The organism is Salinicoccus sediminis (assembly GCF_000986795.1).
GTDB lineage: Bacteria > Bacillota > Bacilli > Staphylococcales > Salinicoccaceae > Salinicoccus > Salinicoccus sediminis.
In genome coordinates this window covers 228113-251316 of sequence record NZ_LAYZ01000024.1, presented here as the reverse complement: position 1 = coordinate 251316, position 23204 = coordinate 228113, and the positions used below count along the sequence as shown (strand labels likewise).

General features: G+C 50.0%; 19 protein-coding genes. 14 read left to right on the top strand and 5 right to left on the bottom strand.

All coding sequences use genetic code 11. The features are described from left to right. The first annotated feature begins 3 nt into the window (after nucleotides 1-3). From WN59_RS09830 to WN59_RS09820, 3 genes are all read left to right on the top strand, one after another. On the top strand, nucleotides 4-1377 hold the full coding sequence (locus WN59_RS09830) for an FGGY-family carbohydrate kinase (RefSeq protein WP_046516592.1): 1374 nt from the start codon (nucleotides 4-6) through the stop codon (nucleotides 1375-1377). Nucleotides 1378-1497: 120 nt separating this feature from the next. Then, nucleotides 1498-2079: a hypothetical protein gene (locus tag WN59_RS13760; RefSeq protein ID WP_197073409.1), complete on the top strand. Its 582-nt coding sequence runs from the start codon at nucleotides 1498-1500 to the stop codon at nucleotides 2077-2079. Between the two features lie 130 nt (nucleotides 2080-2209). Beyond that, nucleotides 2210-2452, top strand: a complete 243-nt coding sequence (locus WN59_RS09820) for a helix-turn-helix domain-containing protein (RefSeq protein ID WP_046516589.1) — start codon at nucleotides 2210-2212, stop codon at nucleotides 2450-2452. Between the two features lie 299 nt (nucleotides 2453-2751). Here WN59_RS09820 and WN59_RS09815 read toward each other — a convergent pair whose 3' ends face one another. After that, entirely contained in the window at nucleotides 2752-3672 is a 921-nt protein-coding gene (locus tag WN59_RS09815; protein WP_046516585.1) for a sulfotransferase domain-containing protein, read from the bottom strand. A 167-nt stretch (nucleotides 3673-3839) separates the two neighbouring features. Between WN59_RS09815 and cysD the strand changes: the two genes are divergently transcribed. Further along, nucleotides 3840-4739 (top strand): sulfate adenylyltransferase subunit CysD, encoded by a 900-nt coding sequence (cysD, locus tag WN59_RS09810; RefSeq protein WP_046516581.1) that lies wholly within the window; start codon nucleotides 3840-3842, stop codon nucleotides 4737-4739. 1 nt (nucleotide 4740) lies between these two features. Further along, the gene (cysC, locus tag WN59_RS09805) at nucleotides 4741-6567 is read left to right on the top strand and encodes an adenylyl-sulfate kinase (RefSeq protein WP_046516577.1); all 1827 of its coding nucleotides are present in this window, start codon (nucleotides 4741-4743) and stop codon (nucleotides 6565-6567) included. Between the two features lie 209 nt (nucleotides 6568-6776). On the opposite strand, the gene WN59_RS09800 is transcribed toward cysC, so the two are convergent. After that, the gene (locus WN59_RS09800) at nucleotides 6777-7541 is read right to left on the bottom strand and encodes a GntR family transcriptional regulator (protein ID WP_231577199.1); all 765 of its coding nucleotides are present in this window, start codon (nucleotides 7539-7541) and stop codon (nucleotides 6777-6779) included. Nucleotides 7542-7640: 99 nt separating this feature from the next. Here WN59_RS09800 and WN59_RS09795 point away from each other — a divergent pair, with 99 nt between their 5' ends. The 7 genes from WN59_RS09795 to WN59_RS09770 all read left to right on the top strand — a co-directional run bounded on the left by WN59_RS09795 (nucleotide 7641) and on the right by WN59_RS09770 (nucleotide 14016). Then, nucleotides 7641-8966, top strand: a complete 1326-nt coding sequence (locus tag WN59_RS09795) for a 6-phospho-alpha-glucosidase (protein WP_046516571.1) — start codon at nucleotides 7641-7643, stop codon at nucleotides 8964-8966. A 20-nt stretch (nucleotides 8967-8986) separates the two neighbouring features. Then, the gene (chbG, locus tag WN59_RS09790; protein ID WP_046516568.1) at nucleotides 8987-9727 is read left to right on the top strand and encodes a chitin disaccharide deacetylase; all 741 of its coding nucleotides are present in this window, start codon (nucleotides 8987-8989) and stop codon (nucleotides 9725-9727) included. Between the two features lie 3 nt (nucleotides 9728-9730). Beyond that, nucleotides 9731-11134, top strand: coding sequence for a PTS transporter subunit EIIC (locus WN59_RS09785; RefSeq protein ID WP_046516565.1), 1404 nt, complete (start codon nucleotides 9731-9733; stop codon nucleotides 11132-11134). 142 nt (nucleotides 11135-11276) lie between these two features. Then, on the top strand, nucleotides 11277-11426 hold the full coding sequence (locus WN59_RS13630) for a hypothetical protein (protein ID WP_156172424.1): 150 nt from the start codon (nucleotides 11277-11279) through the stop codon (nucleotides 11424-11426). Continuing rightward, the gene (locus tag WN59_RS09780) at nucleotides 11419-11757 is read left to right on the top strand and encodes a hypothetical protein (protein ID WP_046516562.1); all 339 of its coding nucleotides are present in this window, start codon (nucleotides 11419-11421) and stop codon (nucleotides 11755-11757) included. The genes WN59_RS13630 and WN59_RS09780 overlap by 8 nt, the downstream gene beginning before the upstream one ends. 243 nt (nucleotides 11758-12000) lie before the next feature. Next, on the top strand, nucleotides 12001-12513 hold the full coding sequence (locus tag WN59_RS09775; RefSeq protein ID WP_046516558.1) for a hypothetical protein: 513 nt from the start codon (nucleotides 12001-12003) through the stop codon (nucleotides 12511-12513). A 117-nt stretch (nucleotides 12514-12630) separates the two neighbouring features. Next, on the top strand, nucleotides 12631-14016 hold the full coding sequence (locus WN59_RS09770; RefSeq protein ID WP_052747385.1) for a sigma-54 interaction domain-containing protein: 1386 nt from the start codon (nucleotides 12631-12633) through the stop codon (nucleotides 14014-14016). Between the two features lie 38 nt (nucleotides 14017-14054). On the opposite strand, the gene WN59_RS09765 is transcribed toward WN59_RS09770, so the two are convergent. Next, a complete protein-coding gene (locus WN59_RS09765) occupies nucleotides 14055-15455 on the bottom strand; it encodes a YjiH family protein (protein WP_046516552.1) in 1401 nt (466 codons plus the stop codon). Nucleotides 15456-15837: 382 nt separating this feature from the next. Between WN59_RS09765 and speB the strand changes: the two genes are divergently transcribed. Continuing rightward, a complete protein-coding gene (speB, locus tag WN59_RS09760; protein ID WP_046516547.1) occupies nucleotides 15838-16839 on the top strand; it encodes an agmatinase in 1002 nt (333 codons plus the stop codon). A 79-nt stretch (nucleotides 16840-16918) separates the two neighbouring features. Here speB and WN59_RS09755 read toward each other — a convergent pair whose 3' ends face one another. Next, a complete protein-coding gene (locus WN59_RS09755) occupies nucleotides 16919-20137 on the bottom strand; it encodes a DEAD/DEAH box helicase (RefSeq protein ID WP_231577224.1) in 3219 nt (1072 codons plus the stop codon). A 221-nt stretch (nucleotides 20138-20358) separates the two neighbouring features. On the opposite strand from WN59_RS09755, the gene WN59_RS09750 reads away from it, so the two are divergent. After that, nucleotides 20359-22293, top strand: coding sequence for an aconitate hydratase (locus tag WN59_RS09750; protein WP_046516543.1), 1935 nt, complete (start codon nucleotides 20359-20361; stop codon nucleotides 22291-22293). A 54-nt stretch (nucleotides 22294-22347) separates the two neighbouring features. Here the strand turns inward: WN59_RS09750 and WN59_RS13315 are convergent, their stop codons facing one another. Beyond that, nucleotides 22348-23169: a TIR domain-containing protein gene (locus tag WN59_RS13315; protein WP_052747380.1), complete on the bottom strand. Its 822-nt coding sequence runs from the start codon at nucleotides 23167-23169 to the stop codon at nucleotides 22348-22350. Nucleotides 23170-23204: the final 35 nt, after the last annotated feature.

Sequence of the window (23204 nt, the reverse complement as noted above, 5' to 3'; positions counted from 1 at the left end):
TTTATGCCATTATTTATAGGACTTGATTTGGGAACCCAAGGGGTGAGAGGAATTGTTTCAGATGAGGCTGGCAGCGTTATAGTTAGTGAAAGTACGAAGTTCGATGAGCAGATGATTAATAGCCCGGAGCAAGATGTTTCTGTGTGGCAAGCATCAGTTTTAGAGGTTCTAAATTCAATAGCAGTACAGTTGAAAAGCACGAAAAATGAAATACTATCGATAAGTGTCACATCAACTTCAGGTACAATAATCCCTATTAACAGAAATTTACAGCCGATTTATAATGCTATAATGTATCATAATTCTGAGGGTCATTCATATTTTAAAAAAATGAGGAATGAAGGAAATTATATATCACCAATACATGCTAAAGTTTTATGGTTCCAAAATGAAAGAAAAACACAAGACAAAGATTTATACAAGTTCATACATGCAAATGATTATCTGGTGTTATTATTGACCGGCAAACAAATAATTTCTGATTACAGCAGTTCTTTAAAAAGTGGCTATGATGTATTGAATAATCAATGGAATAATACTGACCAAGCGTTACAAACATTATTCCCTAAGGTTGATGAACCGGGAGCAATAGTAGGTAACCTATCAGAAGAGATTAATAAGAAAACAAATTTACCCCAGGGTATAAAGGTTGTTTTGGGAATGACTGATGGCTGTACTGGTTTTTTATCGACCGGATGTTCAAAAGAAGGGGATTGGTGTACAACTATTGGTACAACAATGGTCATAAAAGGTTTGTCAAAGCAATATATCAAAGATGATGTCTTTTATAGTCACAAACACCCAGATGATTTATGGATGCCGGGTGGGGCTTCTAATATTGGTGCTAAGTGGGTGTCTCACTATGGATTTGATGAAAAATTGGACTATTACAATGAATATGCGCGCAACAATAGAATTGCAAAACAATTCCACTATCCCTTGGTAGGTATGGGAGAACGTTTTCCGTTCCATGATGAGACAATAAAAGGTTTTGACCATACAAATAGTTTTGAGGAGAGCTTCCTTGCGGGGATGGAAGGAGTAGCTTTCATAGAGAGAATGGCGTATGAAAAAATGGAGAAAGACTATGGAGTAACTATAAATAATATCTTCAGTGCGGGTTCTGCTGGTCAAAACAAAGTTTGGAACAGAATCAGAAGTAACATATTAAAAAAGCCTATCATCGCTGCGGGCAATGAAGGTAGTGCTTTTGGAGCTGCTATTATAGCTGCATCAGCAACCTATTATGATAGTTTGATTGATGCAAGCATTAATATGAAACAGACAAAAAAAGCAGTAATAGAAGAATATACATTTAAGGAGAAGTATGATAAAAAATATCTAGAGTTCAAAAAATTATTGAAAAATACTAACTAAATGAAATTAATAAAAACACTCGTTATACAGAATTATGCTCGTAAAGTTAAGGAGAGTTACAACAGTTCGTTTTTCAAGTCTTCTGAACAAGCGGCTGTTACCAATCGGGAGCAGTCTCAGGTGCTAACCGTCACTGGGATAGATGGAAGTGTGGAAGAGGCGCAGCGTATTGTAGACGAAATTGTGAGTGTGTTCCAGGAGCAGGTGACGACCATTATGAACGTAGGCAAAGTTTCCATCCTTTCACCCTCGAATTTGGGAGCGGATACAAAACCTGTCTCTCCCAATCCATTGATAAATATTATGGTCGGACTCGCAATCGGACTGATACTTGGACTGACACTGGCATTTTCAAGAGGTTATCTTGATAAATCGATTAAAGATGAAGACAATGCAGAAAGCTATCTTGATATACCTACCGAAGAACTTGTCGTTAAAACGGAATTCGACATGCTCGACGTGATCACTTCAGGTTCGATTCCACCGAACCCTTCAGAACTGCTGTCATCGAGAAAACTGGCGCAGTTCATAGAAACTTCCAAATTCCAATATGAAATGATCATTATGTTTTATTATCCAAAGACGGAGAACGCTGGTATGAAGGCCCCGGAGCAACCTACATATGGCGGAGCGAACTTATCAAGCTGTGGGGCTACAGGTTCGGGCTGTATCGGTGGAGTGAGCAGGGGGAGTTTAAGATGAATCAAATCACAATTAATGAGTAGGTATAAAGAATCCTCTGATAGGTTTCATATGATACAGGGTATTGTATATATGAGTTCCTTCGTGTAACCAGGCACTATAAAATATTGTATATGCGAGGTGGAGAACAATGACACAGAGCTATTTCCAAGCGAGTGATTGGCTGGAAGAAACAGAGATAGAACATACTGAACTTGTGATTGACCTTATCAATAAACGAAGAGAATTAAACATTTCACAAAAAGAATTAGCTGAAAAAGCCAATATTGATCAAGGACAATTATCCAGAATTGAAAGATTGGAATCTACGCCAACTTTAAAAACGATCAGTAAATTAGCCAGAGCACTGGATTCAAAATTACAATTATCATAATCCTATGGTAATAGTCAAATGCAGGGGTTCTCACCTCAATTGTTTTAAACCGGGTGTCCATGATGATACACTGGGGACACTACATCGAAAATGAGGTATGAGGATGAAGAAATTAATCGTCAGACTGGTCAAGGATACTTTGAAAGATCCGGTCAAGAGGGAAAAGGTACTGAACTATATCAGGCCGATCATCTCTGATTATAAAAGTAAAAAGAGATGAACTGAAATTAAATAAAAGTAGATAAATTAAAAGGCTGTGCGACGAATCGCACAGCCCTTTCTTTTGCCTGTATGCTCCTCTATTGCATGAAATACTCTCTCGGCAGATCGAGCTGGTACTGGGTTGCGAGTTCGTAATTGCTCTGTGTGTATTGTTTCTTGAGCGAGATCTGCAGGTTGATCGGCAGCTGGTATTTCCTGTGATGCAGGCCGTAGCTCAGCTTGTTCTGCAGTATATACCGTGTCGGCAGATAGTTCCGGTGGGGGAGGCTGATGAGTGCCATCGGTCCTTCTGGATGGATGGGTGTCCTGAAGAGCTGATTCATCCTGCGCCCGAGGGCGACCTGCATGGTGCCGAAGCTTTTGTTGGCCTTGCGGACGCTTTTGACTTCTTCGTATTCCGGGATTTCGGCTTCGCCCATAAACTCCAGCAACTTCTGCAGTTCTTCTGCGGGGGCTTTTTTGAAGTCTTCGAAGATCATGATGTACATGTGGTCCCTGCCGAAGATGTTTTCAATCTCTTTCAAATAGTTCTGGTAGTGGAAGTTCTCGAGTACGCCGTTGTTGCGGCAGTATTCGATGTACTCCCCGGCGTCCATGACGCCGCCCTGGTGAACATGCTGCACGTACAGTGAAGTGATGAGATCGACCTGCTCGCGGAGGCCGACGATGATGTGGACGTCGTACTGGTCGGCTGGGAAGACTCTTCTGAGGTCTTTCAGTATGCCGCTCTGCTTCTTCACTTTCCTGGGCGCGAACGGGCTGCCCGAGAGGCCTTCATACGAGATGAGCAGCGGCAGGTCGTTCTCGAAGCTGTCGAACTCGTCCCGGATCAGGTCGATCTGATAGCCGGACAGTCTGCCGAGACGCAATTTCTTCAAGTCCTCCGTGATGTAGTCGGGATGTATGAAGTTCACATTTTCAAGATTCGGGAATATCGACCCCTGCATAAAGGTCGTGGCGGTCTTATGGTAACCGACATGCAAATAGATGGTCCGCATATGGCTCTCCTCCGTCATTAGAATTTTTGAAATTCTTCATTTTGATTATACCAGAGCCCGTTACTAGGTGAAACGGGTGTTTCCGTTGGTACTGTACAGTTATGTAGGTTATCATGAAAGGGATACACTGTAACATTACAGTACCCACTTGTGAAGGAGTTGTAACCATGGCAAACTTGACGCACCTCGACGAGCTTGAGGCTGAAGCGATCTATATCATCCGGGAAGTGGCTGCAGAGTGTGAGAACCCGGTCATGCTGTATTCCATCGGCAAGGACAGTTCGGTCATGCTGCACCTGGCGCTGAAGGCGTTCTATCCGGAAAAGCCGCCGTTCCCGTTCCTGCATGTCAATACGACGTGGAAGTTCAGGGAGATGATCGAATTCCGTGACCGGCGGGCGCATGAACTCGGCATCAGAATGATAGAGCACATCAACCAGGAAGGGGTCGATGCGGGCATCAACCCGTTCGACCACGGCTCCGCCTACACCGACATCATGAAGACGCAGTCGCTGAAACAGGCGCTTGACGCGCACGGGTTTGATGCGGCATTCGGCGGGGGACGGCGTGATGAGGAGAAGTCGCGTGCGAAGGAGCGCGTATTTTCATTCCGCAACAAAAACCATGCCTGGGATCCGAAGAACCAGAAGCCTGAAATGTGGAAGCTGTACAACACACGGATCAACAGGGGTGAAAGCATGCGTGTCTTCCCGCTGTCCAACTGGACGGAGAAGGACATCTGGCAGTATATCCGCAGGGAGCAGATCGACATCGTGCCGCTGTACTTTGCCAAAGAGCGTCCGGTGATCGAGCGGGACGGCAACATCATCATGGTGGATGATGACCGCATGCGGATTGGTGAAGATGAAGAGATCGTGAACAAAAAGGTGCGTTTCAGGACACTCGGGTGCTATCCGCTGACCGGCGGCATCGAGTCCGACGCGGATACGCTGGAGGAAATCATCGATGAGACGCTTGGTGCGGTATCCTCCGAACGGACGAGCCGCGTCATCGACCAGGAATCCGCCGGCAGCATGGAACGCCGCAAGAGAGAGGGGTACTTCTAGGATGAAAGATCTGTTGAAATTCATAACATGCGGAAGCGTCGACGACGGCAAGTCCACGCTGATCGGCCACATGCTGTATGACGCGAAACTGATATTCGCCGACCAGGAGAAGGCGCTCGAACTCGACAGCCGGGTCGGCAGCCGTGAAGGGGAGATCGACTATTCACTGCTGCTCGACGGACTGATGGCCGAGCGGGAACAGGGCATCACCATCGACGTTGCCTACCGCTACTTCAATACAAAGCAGCGCTCCTTCATCGTGGCGGATACGCCGGGCCATGAAGAGTATACCCGCAACATGGCGGTCGGAGCCTCGTTTGCCGACCTCGCCGTCATCCTGGTGGACGCGACAAAAGGCGTCATTACACAGACGAAGCGGCATGCCCGCATCTGTGCACTGATGGGCATCCGGCATGTCGTGCTTGCCGTCAACAAGATGGATCTCGTGGGATATGACAGGGACCGCTTCGAGGAGATCCAAAAAGACTTCATGCAGACGTCATACGGATTCGGGCTTGAAAGCGTGCAGGTCATCCCGGTATCCGCAACAGCTGGTGATAACGTAACCGGAAAGTCGGAGAACACACTGTGGTACGACGGGCCGGCGCTGCTGCCGTATCTTGAAACGGTTGAAACGGCGCGTGGCGGGAATGTTGAATCATTCATCCTGCCGGTGCAGCGGGTGAGCCGCCCGAACCATACGTTCCGCGGGTTCCAGGGACAGGTGGAATCGGGCAGCATCCGCGTCGGTGACACGGTCACTGCACTGCCGAGCCGCGAGGAGGCGAGGGTCAAAAGCCTGCTCATCGGCGACAGGGAAGCTGAAGAAGTTGCACGCGGCCAGGCGGCCACCATCCAGCTGGACAGGGAAGTCGATGTGTCAAGGGGCTGTGTACTGACGACATCCGACAGCATCGAAGTGACCGACATGCTGACGGCGACACTCCTCTGGATGGATGACGGACCACTTGTCGAAGGCCGGAATTATCTGGTCAAAGTGGGGACGAAGACACTGCCCGGTACCATCATGTCCATCAAGCACAAGATTGACATCAACAGCGGGGATGAAGTGTCCGCCGGCCGGGCGTATAAGAATGAGCTCGTCGTCTGCGACATCTCACTGTCCGAAGACCTCATTTTCGATACGTTCGAGAATAATGAAGCACTCGGCGGCCTGATCCTGATGGACCGCGTGTCGAATGCGACTTCAGCCGCCGGCATCATCAACCATTCACTGCGCCGGGCGACGAACGTCATCTGGGAGGAGACGGCGGTGACGAAGGAACACCGGGCCAACATGAAAGCCCAGAAGCCGCTGACACTGTGGTTCACCGGCCTGTCCGGCTCGGGCAAATCCACACTCGCCAATGCCGTCGAACAGCGCCTCGCCGCGATGGGCCGGCACACCATGCTGCTCGACGGGGATAACGTGAGGCACGGACTCAACAGGAACCTCGGATTCAGGGAAGAGGACCGTGTCGAGAACATCCGCCGCATCGCCGAAGTCGCGAAGCTGATGAATGAAGCCGGGCTCGTCACGCTCACTTCCTTCATCTCCCCGTACGACAGCGACCGGCAGAACGCGCGTGAAACCATCGGACGGGAGTACGTGGAAATATACGTCAGCACACCGCTCGAGGAATGCGAACGGCGCGACGTCAAAGGATTGTACAAGAAAGCGAGAAGCGGTGAGATACCGAACTTCACCGGCATCTCGAGTCCCTACGAGGCGCCTGAAAACCCGGAAATCGAGATAGACACCACCGACATGACACTCGATGAAGCCGTCGATAAAGTGATGAAGCAGATCATGATCTATATGGATTGACGACAAAAAAGCCACCCTCTACATTAGGATAGAGGGTGGCTTGTCTAATATTATGGGAGAATATTTAGACAATTTAAATGTTAATGCAAATCGCATGTAATGTAAAGGTGCCAAGGCGAATTTTTTAAGCAATCATTTGATTATGGTGTTGAGGATGGACCCGTATGCAGGCTCCCGGAGGAGCCTGCATACGGGCATTTTTTCTCTGATCACTTCTCCGACACGAACTTGAATGTATACTTCACCGGATGGTAGTAGACTGTGGAGTACTCGAAGGGGGTGCCGTCGCTCAGGGTTGAGTAGGCTTCGAGGCACAGCATCGGAGCCGATTCTTCAAGGTGCAGCAGTTCCATCAGCTCACCGCTTGGCAGGATGGGCCTCAGGTCGGCGTGTCTCCTGTTGATCATATATCCCTTCTGCTCGATGTACTCGTATTTTGACTCCTTCATGACATTCACGGACAGATCGGGGAAGAGATCATATGGCAGATATGACTCTTCCAGGATCAGCGGCTGCCCGTCGGCAATCCGCAACCGTTTGACATAGTAGACTTTCTGGTCGTCACGGAGCTTCAGGTAGTCTCTGACAGCATCATCCGGTGAAGTCAGCTGGAACTCGAGGATCTCGTTGGACGGGTTGTTGTGCAGCCCGCTCATCTCCTCGGTGAATCCCTGCAGCTTGTATATGTCATGCTCGATCTTCTTTTCGCTGACATATGTCCCGCTTCCATGCACACTGTACACGAGCCCCTCTTCCGCCAGCAGCTTGACGGCGCGCCTGACGGTCACCCGGCTGACGTCATACATCTGTGCCAGCTTCGCCTCCGTCGGGATGGCCTCCCCGCCCTCTGTGCCGTTTGACACGATATCCTCCCTGATCCTGTTCGCAACCTGTTTATATAAAGGTCTCGAAGACTTCCACATACTCTGTTCAACCTCTCTCTCGTTACCGTCCATTCTATCATCTGTGATCAATATTTAATACCACTTTTAAAATTTGTATTAAAGTTGTATTGTAATAATAAAAATCTTGTGTTAAATTGATATTAAATAATATTGGAAGGGGTTTCATGGATGGAGAAGAAGAATCTTGTCATAGTCGGAGGCGGCAGCACGTATACCCTCGGCATCATCATGAGTCTGATTGAAGAGAAGGAGACGCTGCCGCTCCGCAAATTGACGTTCTATGACACGGATCATGCACGGCAGGAGAAAATTGCGAAAGCGACGGAAGTGATACTGCGTGAGAAATATCCGGAACTTGAGGAGTTCAAGTACACGACGGACATGGAGACGGCGTTCACGGACATCGATGTGGCCTTCCTTCAGATCCGCACCGGGGGCCTCAAAATGCGCGAGCAGGATGAGCAGATTCCGCTCAGACACGGCATACTCGGGCAGGAGACATGCGGACCGGGCGGCATGGCATACGGCATGCGCTCGATACCGGACATGATCGAACTGATAAAAGACATCCGGACGTACTCAGAAGACGCATGGATCATGAACTATACGAACCCTGCGGCGATTGTGGCCGAGGCGCTGAAGCGGGAATTCCCGGAAGACAGGCGGGTGCTCAACATATGTGACATGCCGATTGCCATCATGAAGAGCTATGCGGATATGCTGGATAAGGATGTTTGGGACCTCGTACCCGGATATTTCGGGCTCAACCATTTCGGATGGTTCACGAAAATCGAAGACAAACTCGGGCAGGACTACACTGAGGTCATAAAAGACAAAATAGTCAATGAGGGTTTCATTCCCACGGACAGTGAAATCGCAAACGATGCTTCATGGCAGGCGACGTTTGCCACGGCGCGCAAAATGCTGATGGATTTTCCGGAATATTTGCCGAATACGTATCTGCAGTACTATTTCTACCCGGAGGATATGGCGCGAAAAGAGGACCCGGACAATACGCGGGCGCGCCAGGTGATAGGTGGGCGACAGAAACGGGTGCACGAGACGTGTGACAAAATCACCGGTTCGCAGTCTCTCGAGGGTGTGGAGCTCACAGGCGACATTCACGGTGCGTACATGATCCGTGCGGCGGCGTCGCTCATTCATCATCTGAATCATATCTACATCGTGATGGTGAAGAACGACGGCATCATTTCGAACATTCCGGAGGATGCGATGGTGGAAGTGCCGGCGATGCTGACCAAAGATGGTCCGAAGCCGTTTGCGGTCGGTGAGATTCCGGCGTTCTACAAAGGGCTGATTGAGAACCAGTATGCATACGAGAAACTGGTGGTGGATGCGTACTACGAACAGAGTTATATGAAGATGCTCCAGGCACTGACACTGAACCGCACGGTGACGGATGTGAACATGGCGAAGGCGGTACTTGATGACCTGATCGAGGCCAATCGAGGCTACTGGCCGGAACTGAAATAGGAAAAGGGGATGGAACGGATATGAAACAGATCATAATCAATGCGGATGATTTCGGCTATTCACGGGCCGTCAACTACGGCATCATCGATGCGCATACGGAAGGCCTGCTGACATCGACGACACTGATGACGAATATGCCGGCAGCCGAGCATGCCTTCAGGCTGGGGCATGAGCATAAAAGTTTGGGCATCGGTGTACACTTGACGCTGACATGCGGCCGGCCGCTGCTCGACACGCACCATACGCTTGTGGATGCAAACGGGGATTTCAAGAGCAATTCGAACTACCAGGGCAAGTTCCACATCGATCCGGATGAGCTGTATGACGAATGGAAGGCGCAGATCGAGAAGTTCCTGGACTCGGGACTCGTACCGACGCATCTCGACAGCCATCATCACGTGAATAATCTGGCGCCGGTGCTGCCGGTGTTCAAGCGTCTGGCTATGGAGTACAGGCTGCCGGTGCGGAACAACTTTGAAGCGGCGGTTCGTGAGTTTACGACGACCGGCTTCTTCCAGTATGAGCCGGATGTACTGTTGGCAGATAATGAAGAGATCCTTGAGACATTCGGGGAAGCGGAGACGGTCGAGATCATGTGCCACCCGGCATATATCGACAAAGCGCTCCTTGCGGGCTCGACGTATGTCATGCCGCGGCTCGAGGAGCTGGATGCACTGACGGACGCACGCATCATCAGAAAGATAGCGGAAGACTCGAGATTTCAGCTGATCACCTACGGTGACCTCAGCAAGGGGGTATAATCAATGAAAAAATTCATGCAGAATCTGGGTAAATCGATGCTGATTCCCATCGTCGCCATGCCGATTGCGGGGATCCTGTTCCGCCTGAGTGCAGAAGACCTGCTCGACATCACACTGTTCCAGGCGGCCGGCGTCATCTTCGAGAACATGGATGTGCTGCTCGCCATCGGTATCGCCATGGGGCTGGCAAAGACGAAGGACAGGGGCATTCCGGCACTCACAGGCTACCTCGCCATTACGGTACTGAACCACGGACTGACACTGATGAACCCGGACCTTGATATGAGCGTGTTCGGCGGGGTCATGTCGGGTCTCATTGCAGCGGCGGTGTACAACCGCTTCAAGGACACCGAACTGCCGGCGATGTTCTCATTCTTCGGCGGTGAGAAGTGGCCGATCACACTGATCATACTGATCATGATCCCGGTCGCGGGAATATTCTCATTCATCTGGCCGTATGCCCAGGCGGGCATCGACTCATTCGCGCAGATGCTGGTCGGCATGGGTGCATTCGGCATCTTCCTGTTCGGCTTCCTCAACCGCTTCCTGCTGCCGTTCGGCCTGCACCACGTGCTGAACACCTACATCTACTTCGGCCTCGGCAGTTTTGAGACACCGGACGGGGAAGTCGTCACCGGTGAGATCACGCGCTTTCTGAACGGTGACCCGACCGCAGGCTACTTCCTCGGCGGATTCTTCATCGTCATGATCTTCGGTGTGCCGGCGGTCGCACTCGCCATCACGCGCGCGGCGTATAAACAGAAGAAAGAGAAGACGAAGGCACTGATGTCCTCCGGCGGACTCACATCCGTCATTGCAGGGCTCACCGAACCGATAGAATTCACCTTCATCTTCACATCACCGCTGCTCTATTTCATCCATGCGGTCTATACCGGACTCGCCGGGGCGACACTTTATGTCCTCAGTATCCGGCACGGCTTCTCATGGGGCGGCAGTGTCATCGACTATGCGCTGAACCTCGGTATCGCAGACAACGGACTGTTCATCCTGCCGATCGGGCTCGCCTTCGGTGTCCTGTACTACTTCACGTTCTATATACTCATCACGAAGATGAACATTCCCGTCATCGGACGTGAAAAGGACGAGGAATTCGGGGCAGAATCCGAAGAATCCGAGCAGGAGCTCGAACTCAGCCACTCCAAGTACGAGTACATGGCCAAGAAAGTCCTGGAAAACGTCGGCGGCCGCAGCAACGTCACAGACTACGAAAACTGCATGACCAGACTGCGGCTCGTCGTCGACGACATGGATCAGGTCAACGAAGAAAACATCAAGCAGACCGGCGCCCACGGCGTCGTCAAAGTCGACGACCACCACGTCCAGATCATCATCGGCCCGCAGGCCAACTCCGTCATGAACGAGTTCAGGAAACAGATGGAGGAATAGACCACACTTGTGAGTTTATGCAAATAAAATCCCCTGTTCTTCTCGTCATGCATCTATTATCACTTTGAAAAAGTTGTAATACTTCATAGATAGGGTATATAATAGTATAAATGTCATTATAGGAGACAGGGGGAATAATAGTATGTTGAATATAAAACCCAACCCTCAGCGCAGGCCGAACTTTAATATTAAAAAATTAAAGGAAAAGGCTGTTAGATTGGAAACGACAAAAGATGGCAAAGTCGTTTTGGAAAAAAACAATCCAAAACATGTGGATTGGCATAATGAATAAATTGATATACGGTTCGATATATCGGCAACAGGTAATCTTCAGAGGCAATGAAGGATTTAAAGTTAGACCGGTGTTCGTTCTGTTTACGGATAATGATGATGTTTATTTTTTTAGTATCTCCACTAAACCTGGCAAAGATCATCAAAAGAAATACAGAGCACCTATTTTAAACTGGAGAAAAGCAGGGTTGGATAAACCCTCATATATAATGTTGGATGACCCACCTTATATATTAAGTAAATCTATGTTCACGGATGATAAATACCTTGGACAAACTATTGGAATGGACTTGGATATGTTTGAGCTTCATATGTCCAATTTGGGATACTAATGGTTAAAGGTTCAGACAGCACAATAGTATAAGATAAACACTCGCGGCATGAAGACCAATTTCTGATCTCCATGCCGCTTTTTTATTGTGTTTGAAGTTTATATGAAAATGTAATATAATTATTATGTTAGATTAATTCAATCAAATTCGATGAACATCTCTTGAAATATGGGATAATGTTGAACCCGTATGCAGTCTATCTGCCTGAGTGATTTGGCTGAAAATAAAATATAGGGTGAGACAATGATTGGATACCGTACGTTGAACGAATACTTTGGAGATATCGAGCTGCCGCTCAGCATCGAGGAAATATTGGACTATGAACATAGATTGGACGGCAGTGATCTTGAATTTGTGGACAGTGCTAACCGTTTTCTGAAGGCGTATGAAAGTTACGACACTTACCGTCATCAGAATGCCCACTGCATCGGCACCTGCCTGACCAACCTGACGCGCGTCGGGATGTATTTCCTGCTGGAGGAGGAACTCATTACAGTGAGTACTTCCAATCTGAGGCCGATCGATGAAGATACGGAGTGGGAGGTTACTCATTATCCTTTCAAGGAAATGACGGAGCTGGATATGCAGTTGATCGAGTACACCAACGAAGCCGACCATGAAGCCGGTACGCTGTACATCAAACTCCTCAATGATAAAGAGAACGAGAGGACGTATGTGCTCCGCAATCTCAACCAGAAACACTTCCAGTGCTTCAGGGACTTCCATCAGAGCAGCATCGAGAAAAAGTACGTTTGATCATAGATATGCACGTCTTCCTTTTGGAGGGCGTGTTTTTTTAATTGAAGTACAAGGAAGAGTGAAAAATGATATATTATAATTGATACTAATATTTCACAGACGGGGGCGGGTGTCATGGAAGAAAAACTTTTTACATATGAAGAATTCCAGTCTCTGATCGATTCTTCCTATGATGGAATCCATATCACTGATGATCAAGGTGTGACGCTTTTCTACAATAAAGCATGTGAAGAAATTGAGGGGATTGAAAAGGCGGAAATCATCGGCAGGAATGTGCAGGAGTTCGTGGATTCTGGTGTCTATCCGGAATCCATTACACTCGAGGCGATCGCACAGGGCGAACGGGTGAACATGTTCCAGAACATCAATGATAAGCTGGTCATGGCGAGCGCAACACCTTTTTTTAACGGGGACAGGATGAAAGGAATCATCGTCAATTCACGGGATATCACTTCATTGAACACTTTGCAGACTGAACTCGAACATGCAAAGCATATCAATGAGAATTATCATCTGGAACTCGAACAGTTGAAATATAAGGAAATGGACAGTGACCTGGTTGCACGGGATCCTGCCATGGAAAAGATCATCAAGCTGGTACTGCGTGTGGCAGCGGTCAAATCTTCGGTGCTGATACAGGGCGAATCTGGTGTAGGGAAGGGGATAATAGCGCATCTCATCCATAAATATGGTAAGGAGTCAGAGCAGCCTTTTATGAAAATCGACTGTGGTGCCATCACGGAATCCCTGCTTGAGACCGAACTTTTCGGTTATGAAAAAGGAGCGTTCATGGGAGCGGATGAAGCGGGAAAACGGGGGCTGCTGGAACTGGCGGATGGCGGCACTCTGTTCCTCGATGAAATTGGAGAGATATCCTTCTCGATGCAGAGTAAGCTGCTCAGTGTCATCAATGACCGGGAGATTACACGTGTCGGCGGGACCGGGAAAGTGCCGATCGATGTGAGGATTGTAGCGGCGACCAATAAAAATCTTGAAAGAATGGTAAAAGAGAAACAGTTCCGTGAGGACCTATACTACCGGCTGAATGTGGTTCCGGTCAGGATTCCACCGCTTCGGGAGCGGAAGGACGACATCTATCCTCTGATCATGAAGAATTTGGAAAAGGTCAATGAGAAATATGGCTTGGACGTAGAGATCGATCCGTTGGCTGTCGATATACTTGTCGATTATCACTGGCCGGGTAACGTGAGGGAGCTTGAAAACATGATTGAACGGCTCGCGGTTACAGCCTCGGATGATGTAATAGACTTCGAACACATACCGTTTGAAATTAAGAACGCCCGGATGGAGAGCCTGGCATTTCTGAATACAGATGATTCATATTCCCTGAATGACATCATGGCTGATTTCGAGAAGCAGATCCTGCTCAATGCGCTGGATGAGGACAGGAATGTCGGTGCCATGGCGAGAACTTTGAAAATAGACCCGACTACCGTAAGGCGGAAGCTGCATAAACATGGAATAGATTTCGGCAAATGAAAAGTGGTGGATGCATTTGAGCGTCCACCACTTTGTTATCAGAACAGGAGATGCATGAATATTGCCGCGAGCGGCATTGCAATCAGTGTCCTCATTATGAAGATGACAACCAGTTCCCACAATTTGAGCGGCAGTCCTGTAGACAGCATCACCGCTCCGGTTTCAGCGAAGAAGATGATCTGGACCATGGATACCACTGTGACGAAATATCTGGCTCCCGGGTCCAGTGTTCCGACCATCTCTGCAATGTAGAGCACCGGCAGGAACATTTCCGCGATACCAAGTGTGAGTGAAGGTGCAATGATTGCAGCATCCGGAACCTGGAGCAGCTGCATGACGGGCGCGATGATGGCACCGATGAACTCGAAGGTCGGAGTGTACTCTGCCAGTATGAGGAATGACACCCCGATGGCAAAGAGCATCGACATCACTTTCGGAAGTACGGCAAGCCCCTCCTTCAGACTGCTCTTGATCTCTTTGAAAAAGTCGTTTGAGTCGGCAGCCTGGTTGACGGCTGAGTTGAAGGCGATGCCGATCGTGGCCCTGCTGTAGGATTCGGATTCCCTGTCCTCCGCATTTTGCGCAGTGCCGTCAATGTATTCATTTCGCTTCAATGAAAGCGGCGGGATGCGGATCATGATGAAGGCGATGATGAATGCAATCAGGAACGAGGAGAAGTATACTTTCGAGAAGTGCTCCATCAGTCCTGCTGTATCGATGACCACTGCCGCAAATCCGATGCTGACCGCACTGAAGCTTGTGGTGATTACCGCCGCCTCTTTTTTCGTGTAGTATCTCATTTTATATAATCTGGTCGTGAAGAGGACTGCGACGGATGACGAAGTCAAAAAGGATGTGATGGCGTCGACGGCGCTTTTTCCCGGCACTTTGAACAGTGGACGCATGATCGGCTGGAGCAGTTTGCCCACAAGGTCGATTGAACCGTAGTTCACAAAGAACGGGATGAATATGGCACCAAGCGGGATGACCCACATGACCGCAAGCGCAATTCCCGACATCAGCTCCCCGGTATCCGGTCCGACAATCGCCTCCGGACCGTTGAATGACGGCACGGAGACATGCAGCGTGTAGAGAGTCGAATATAATGCACCGAGGAAGTAGATTGGTACATACAGTATCGAATCCCCCTGATAGAAACTGTGGAGGCTGCTGCCCTCCCTCGCGATGAACTTCCCTGCGATGCTCAGCAGCGCATTGACCAGGATGAGCAGATTGATTATCCAGATACCCGCAATGCCGAAGAGTTCAATCAGGGAATTGTAAATATAGCCAAAAAGGATTTCAGTACTTCCGTTGATCTGGATTGGTATGAAGAAAATCAGTACGGCGATGCTTGTGAAGAATATGAAACGGCTTAACCCTATAAGGTAGCGTCGTCTGCTGAGTGATACGGCTCTTTTTCCGACCTGTTCATTCATGGATTCTTCCCCCTTGTCTCATTTCTTATAATTCGTTATTTTCAGAAATCTATACCCCTACCGCAATTATGCACAGCAGAGGGTTATTTTACAACCCTTATATTACAAATAAAATAATAAAATATGAAACTTAAAAAGTGCAATTTTGCATTAAAATTTTATTATATATTAAATAAAAATCTATTAAATCAATGATTATAAGCATAAAATGCAATTATGCACTTAGATGCAATATTGCATTATATATCATGGATTTTATTTTTCATATATATTATTTGAAATTATTTTGCATTTTAGTATTGTCATATCAAGGCCGGCATGATACGTTATATCTGAAAACAGAATTAAGAATAGTCAGATAAATATCCGGGAGGAATCTATTATGGTAAAACCTGATGAAAAACAGTTTTTAAATCTGCCTTTTACAGGAATCAGCACATTCGGAAAGTATCCAATCTGTGATGATATTGAGAAATTGAATGATTTGAATGCGGATGTTGCGGTAATCGGTGTGCCGAACGATATGGGAACCCAGTGGAAATCAGGTGCCCGGATGGGGCCGAGGGCTGTGCGTGAAGGATCGACTCTGTACAGCTTTGGACTGGAGGGGGCATACGACATAGAGAATGATATTACGTATCTCGGCCCAGACTGGAAAGTGCTGGACTGCGGAGACGTGGATATCGTCCATGGTGATATCATGCAGAGTCATGACAATACTGAAGAAACAGTGAGGAAGATCGTATCAAAAGGCGTCATGCCGGTTATCATCGGAGGAGATCATTCAATCACTGCACCGGTCGGCAAAGGGCTGGAAGAACTCGGTCCGTTCCATGTCATCCAGATAGATGCCCACCTTGACTGGGCGGATCACCGTTCAGGTATGCGTTACGGACATGGAAACTGCATCAGGAGACTGTCTGAACTAGATTACGTCCAGGAAATATTCCAGTTTGGCATCAGAGGCATCAGCAGCAGTAAGAAAGAAGATGTCGATGCGGCGAAAGAGTACGGCAGTACGATTCTGTCACCGAAGCAGATGAGGGAAAGAGGCGTGCAGGGGCTGCTTGATCTTATTCCTGAAGGGGAGAAGTATTACATCACAATCGACATTGATGGCATCGATCCGTCCGTTGCGCCGGGGACGGGAACACCGTCACCGGGTGGTCTCCTGTATGATGAGGTGAATGAGTTGCTGAAGGCGATTTCGAAGCACGGAGAAGTCATCGGCTTCGACCTTGTTGAAGTGGCGCCGCAGTACGATCCGACAGGGATGACCGGACAGACGGCAGCCCGCATCATGCTGGACCTCTTAAGCTATGTGCTGAAAGAAAGAGAATTGGACGTTACAAAAGGGCTGGAGCATTACCAGAACCAGTCATGATCCTGCATTAAAAATCACGCAAATGTAAAAAACGCATGGGCGGCTGAATCCTCAGCATGGCCATGCGTTTTCTTGTATATCACCTAAGCGACAGTATCTCCCGGATATCCTCTTCGGACAGGGCGGCGCCGGTGGATTCTCCCGGCTGTATGATCTGATCGATCATTTCCTTTTTCTGCTGCTGAAGTGTATTGATTTTCTCTTCGATTGTGCCTTTGGCGATGAGCCTCAGTACCTGGACGGATTTTTTCTGTCCCATCCTGTGGGCGCGGCCGACGGCCTGCTCTTCGACGGCCGGGTTCCACCACAGATCATACAGTATGACGGTGTCGGCACCTGTCAGGTTCAGGCCGGTGCCGCCGGCTTTGAGTGAGATGAGGAAGATGTCCTCATCGCCTGCATTGAATGATTCGACGAGGCGGACGCGCTCCTGTGACGGGGTGCTGCCGTCGAGGAAATAGGCGTCCCTGCCGTTTGCACGGAGCTCTTCGTGGATGATCTTCAGCATGCTCGGGAACTGGGAGAATATGAGCATGCGCTGCTTGTTGAGCAGGGCTGTTTCGACGATTTCAAACAACGCCTCCATCTTGCCGGATGAGCCGTCATACTCATCCAGGAACAGTGACGGATGGCAGCACAGCTGGCGCAGACGGGTCAGTCCGGCGAGTATTTTCATGCGGCCTTTGTTGAGACCCTCGCCGGCAAGTGCGTCGGCCGTCTCTTTTTGGATCTTGTCCAGATAGGCGAGGTACAGTTTCTTCTGCTCCTGCCTGAGCTCTGTGTAGTGGACGGTTTCGATCTTGTCCGGCAGTTCCGTCAGCACGTCCTCCTTGACCCGGCGCATGATGAAGGGCCGGACCATCCTCGAGATCGTCTCCGGTGGCGTTGCGCGGAAGGCCTTCAGGTCGGGCAGGAAGCCTGGCATGATGGCCTGGAACACACTCCATAGTTCATCGACGGAGTTTTCAACCGGTGTGCCGGACAGGGCGAACCGCCGTGGAGCTGAAATCGATCTGACAGCCTGTGCGATTTTCGTCCGGTGGTTTTTGATCGCCTGTGCCTCATCCAGTATCATCGCGTGGAATGTCATCTGGTAGTGTTCCAGATCCTGGCGCAGCGTATGGTATGACGTGATATAGACGTCGGGACGGTCATCACTTTCGAGTATCGCTTCACGTTCGCCGGCGCTGCCGGCCAAGACGGTGACATCGGTGTTTGGTGCAAATGTGTCGAACTCGTTCTTCCAGTTGTAGATGAGGGAGGCCGGTGTCACGATGATGAACGGTTTTTCGGCACCGTCCTCCATCTCGCTTATCACATAGGTGATGGACTGAAGCGTCTTGCCTAGTCCCATATCATCAGCCAGGATGCCCCCGATGCCGTAGCGGGACAAGGATTTGAGCCATTTGAAGCCCGTCTCCTGATAGGTTCTGAGATCTGCATTCAGTTTTTCCGGAATCCGGGTCTCCCCTGTCTCCGGTTCCTTGACGGAAGAGACGAAGTCGCGGAAACTGCTGCTGAAATCACTCTGTCTTGCGTCCAGGTCCATCAGTGAATCCTCAATCTCGAGCCCGCGGTACATCGGCAGGGTCATGGAGCCGTCCGAGCTGCTGTAAGCACTGGTTTCGAATGATTCATGGAGGTTGGCCACATCACTCAAAGCTGAATCATCAAGCGGCATGAACGAACCGTTCGGCAGACGGACAAAGCGCCGTTTCTCCCGGACGGCTTTCAGTACATCCGGAATATCCTCCGGATTGATGCCGTCCATCGTGAAATCGACATCCAGGAAATCATTTGATTCTTTCGCATCGACAGAAACCGATGCCTTCGGCGGCTCGGGGAGGACCATGCCCCGGAGTGATGGTGACATATAGATCTCTGCAAGATCCTCGAGGTCCGGCAGCGTGTCGTGCAGGAAGTGGAACAGCCCGTCCTCAGTTGTGACATGGAGTGACCCGTCCCACTGCTGCATGAAGGTGCTTTTCAGTATTTCCATGAAGTACTGTTCTTGCGGATGATCCCGGATCAGTATCTGTTCGCGGCTTCCATCGTCAGCATGCTCATCGAGCGGGTTGATCGACACATCGCCGTACTGGTACCTGATGCTGATATCGACGGACGTATCCGACTGGTCGACAAACACTCTGATCTTGAGCGGCGTCTCTATCACCTGGTCTGAAATTTCCCCTTCGAGCGACACTTCGCCCAGCTGTCTGATGGCCGGCAGGGCACGGCTGATGAAATCACCGACCTGGTCTTCTGAAATGGTGATGCCGAAACGGTCGATCCTGCCTTTGGTGTTCTGGAGCGCCGGCATAATCCTCTGCTGCTCTTTTGAAAGTTTATACAGTATGCCGTCCTCCGAGTACCAGCCGTACCGATGATAGAATTCACCGTCGGTGACGCCGTGCGTTTTCAGGCGGTATTCGTCACTGTCCGGCTGCTCCAGGGAGAATGATACAGGTGCCGGTGAATCCGACACTTCGAGTTTCCTGTAGGTGGCGAAGCCGTCATCATACTTGCAGTTTTGGTGTTTAAGGAGCTCAAGCAATCCGTCCAGCGCATAGTGGGGGATGGTGAGCTCCTTGGATTTCGGTCTCGGCATCCAGCTGCTGCTCCTGGTGTAGAAGCCTTCCGTATTGTGGATGTCGATCAGCCTGTTCAGCACTTCCATGTCCCGCTCACCGAATGTGTGATATTCCGGGTGGAAGGTGAAATGTTTGCCGAATTCCACCGGTGTGCCTGTTCCGGCAGCCTCCAGGAATTCCCGGATGTCTTTGACGACATACAGCCGGTCTTCGCCGACCCGGAGCCGGATGTTGAAGATCTCACGGCCCCCGTACGGGGCATTGTCTTTAAATGACGCGAGTGTGTACTCGATGTGAAGCGGGTCTCTATCATATTGAGGCGTTTGGTGTCCACCAAGGATATCGATGAGTTCTTCCGCTTTTTTGAACCGGGGGTTGTTCGAAGAACGGTTGTTGAAAAAGCTGCGGGCAGGCGGGCGGGGCTTTTCCATCTCCTGCTGGTGTCTGATGGCGAGGAGTGTTGCGCAGATGTGCTTGCACTGGCCGTATGTCGGGTAGGCGGGACAGTCACAGAAGTCGGAAATCCCGTCTTCATGCAGGATGACCCGTGTGTTGTACGTCCGGCTGCCGGCAACTTTTGCCCGCCATATGTTCTTCTCCGGCACATACGTAACATCCTTCACGCTGCCTGCTTCAAAGTAGCGTTGCCCTCTTTTGTAAAAATTATCCGAATAAAGTCTTTGTATCATCTGTTCAGTCAGCTGCACCAAATACAATCACTCCAATAGTTTTATATCCCGGTTTCAATGGGGATTTTTATCGTACTCTCCAGTGTATCGCATTTCGGCAGGTATGCCTACAGCCAGGGTATTACAGGAAAATCTATGGTAAAAACTTCAAATCCAGTTTGAAGCGGTAGCAAAAGTGAAATAGTAAGTATAACAGTATCCCGCTCGTGGGATGTATATCATGGAAAGGGGAAAGCAAAATGCAGTTGAATGTAGCTCAGAAATTGATCAGGGAACACTTGTTGTCAGGCGAGATGACGCCGGGCGAAGAAATCGGGCTCAAGATCGACCAGACGCTGACGCAGGATGCGACCGGCACGATGGTGATGCTCGAGCTCGAGGCGATGAATCTGGACAGGGTGAAGACGGAAGTTTCGGCGCAGTACGTGGACCACAACCTGATTCAGGACGACTACCGTAATCCCGACGACCACATATTCCTAAGGAGTGCCTCCCGGAAGTTCGGCGTACACTATAGCCGGCCCGGCAACGGGGTAAGCCACCCTGTGCATATGCAGGAGCTGGCGATCCCCGGCAAGACGCTGCTTGGCTCCGACAGTCATACATGTGCAAACGGATGCATGGGCATGCTTGCGATGGGCGCAGGCGGCATCGATGTCGCGATGGCAATGGCAGGCGAGGCCTACCACGTAGAAATGCCCCGCGTGATGGGCGTGAAACTGACAGGTAAGCTGCCGGACTGGGTCAGTGCCAAAGACGTGATATTGGAAATGCTCAGACGGCACAGTGTGAAAGGCGGCGTGGGCAGGATCATCGAATACTATGGCCCCGGGCTGGATAATCTGTCTGCGATGGACCGCCACGTCATTGCCAACATGGGCGCTGAACTCGGCGCAACCGCCACGGTCTTCCCGTCGGATGATGAAGTGAAGCGCTTCATGGCGCAGGAAGGCCGGGGTGATGAATGGGTTGAACTGAAAGCGGACGAAGGTGCTGAGTACGACGACCATGATGAGATCAACCTGTCCGAACTGGTGCCGCTCATTGCGAAACCGACCAGCCCGGACAATGTTGTGCCCGTCACTGAAATCGAAGGGGAACCGATCTATCAGTCATACATCGGGTCTTCGGCCAACCCCGGCTACCGCGACTTTGCGATTGCAAGTCTGATCGTCCAGGATAAATATATCGCCAACGGCATCTCGTTCGATATCAACCCGACATCAAGACAGCTGCTGCAGCAGCTGGTCGAGAACGGCCATATAGCAAATCTCCTGGGCTCAGGCGGCCGCATGCACCAGGCAGGGTGCAACGGCTGCATCGGCATGGGACAGGCACCGGCCACGGGACAGAATAGCCTGCGGACGACGCCGAGGAACTTCCCGGGCCGTTCCGGTACGAAGGAGGACAGCGTCTTTCTCTGCAGTCCCGAGATTGCGGCGGCTTCGGCGCTCTACGGTGTGATTACGGATCCGAGGAAGCTTGATATGGACTATCCGGAAGTGGCGGATCCGAAACCGATCAAAACGCAGGAGATGCTCGAGGCACCGCCTGAGGACAGCAGTGACATCGAGCTCGAGAAAGGGCCGAACATCTCTGAAATCCCGCACTTCGAGCCGATTGAGGATAACTTTGAACTCCCGGTGCTCCTCAAGATGGGGGACAACATTTCAACGGATGAAATACTGGCCGGCGGCTCAAGGGTACTGCCGTACCGCAGTAACATACAGAAAATCAGCACCTTCGCCTTCGAAGGCGTCAATTCGAACTATCATAACCAGGCGATGATCAAGATGGAGCAGGGCGGACACACCGTCGTCGCCGGACATAACTACGGCCAGGGATCAAGCCGCGAGCACGCCGCGCTCGCACCGCGCTACCTGGGCCTCAAAGTCGTGCTGGTCAAGAGTTTCGCCAGGATCCACCTCCAGAATCTGATCAACTTCGGCATACTGCCGGTCACTTTCGCGAATGATGATGACTATGAACTGATCGAAGAGGAGGACATACTCCAGTTCAATAACGTCAGGCAGGCCATCCAGGAAGATGACCCGTTCGAAGTGACACTCAAAAAATCCGGTGACACCATAATGGTCACCCACAGCCTCACCCGCCGCCATAAGGACATTATGCTTGCCGGCGGCATCATCAACTGGGTTAAACAGCGACAATAGGACAGGCAAAATTCAGCCAAAGCAGATTTCTGCTTTGGCTGTTTTTAGTTGGAGTCACACATTGACGCTGTTGTGCTTGACGAGGCTGACGAGCGCATCGATCATCTCTTCGACATCATGCTGGCCCGTATTCAGGGCGAACTTGTCGCTCAGTGTCAGACTGAAGGCGTCAATCTCTTCTTTGGAAATGTTATGCCAGATCGGCAGCAGTATATTCTCCTCGGACCCCGCCACCCGCTGCAGTATGCCGTCCAGTTCATAGTTCGTCCAGTGGCTGTTGATGTACGATGTGGACAATACCACGATGAAGAAGCGCGAGTTCGTCAGCCCGCGGTCGATCCTCTGCCGGATACTCTGGCCCCACCCGATTTCATCGCTGTCATACCAGAGCCGGATGCCTTCATCCTTAAGGCCGTCGGTCAGCTGTGTAACGAAATCATCCTTGTCATCCGTGGCATGTGAGATGAACACATCGAACGGTTTCTGTTTCGAGTAGTCGATCTTCCGCTGGATCTCCGCCTCTTTGTTCGTATAGAATGATTCAATCTCATCGATATCCTCCCGCATGTGCTTGTAATGGAGTGTCATGAGACGGTCCCGCTTATCGTTCAGTGTTCTTTCCTTTTTCGCCAGGCGCTTTGAAAGCTCTGCCTTTTCCCCCTGCGAGCGGTTCAGTTTCCGGTTCGCATTGTCAAAATCACGGATTGCGCTGTTCAGTGAAGCACTCGTCTTGCTGTTGTTCAGCTTCTTCGTCGATTTCGATATATTGTTCAAAGCATCCGCTTCATTACGGGTCTCCTTCTGCATCTTCTGCCTCAGTGACTCGATCTCACTTTCCAGACGCTTTATCTGGCTCGTCACCAATGATATAGACATCCAATCCCCTCACTTTTATATGTGTTGTGGATTCA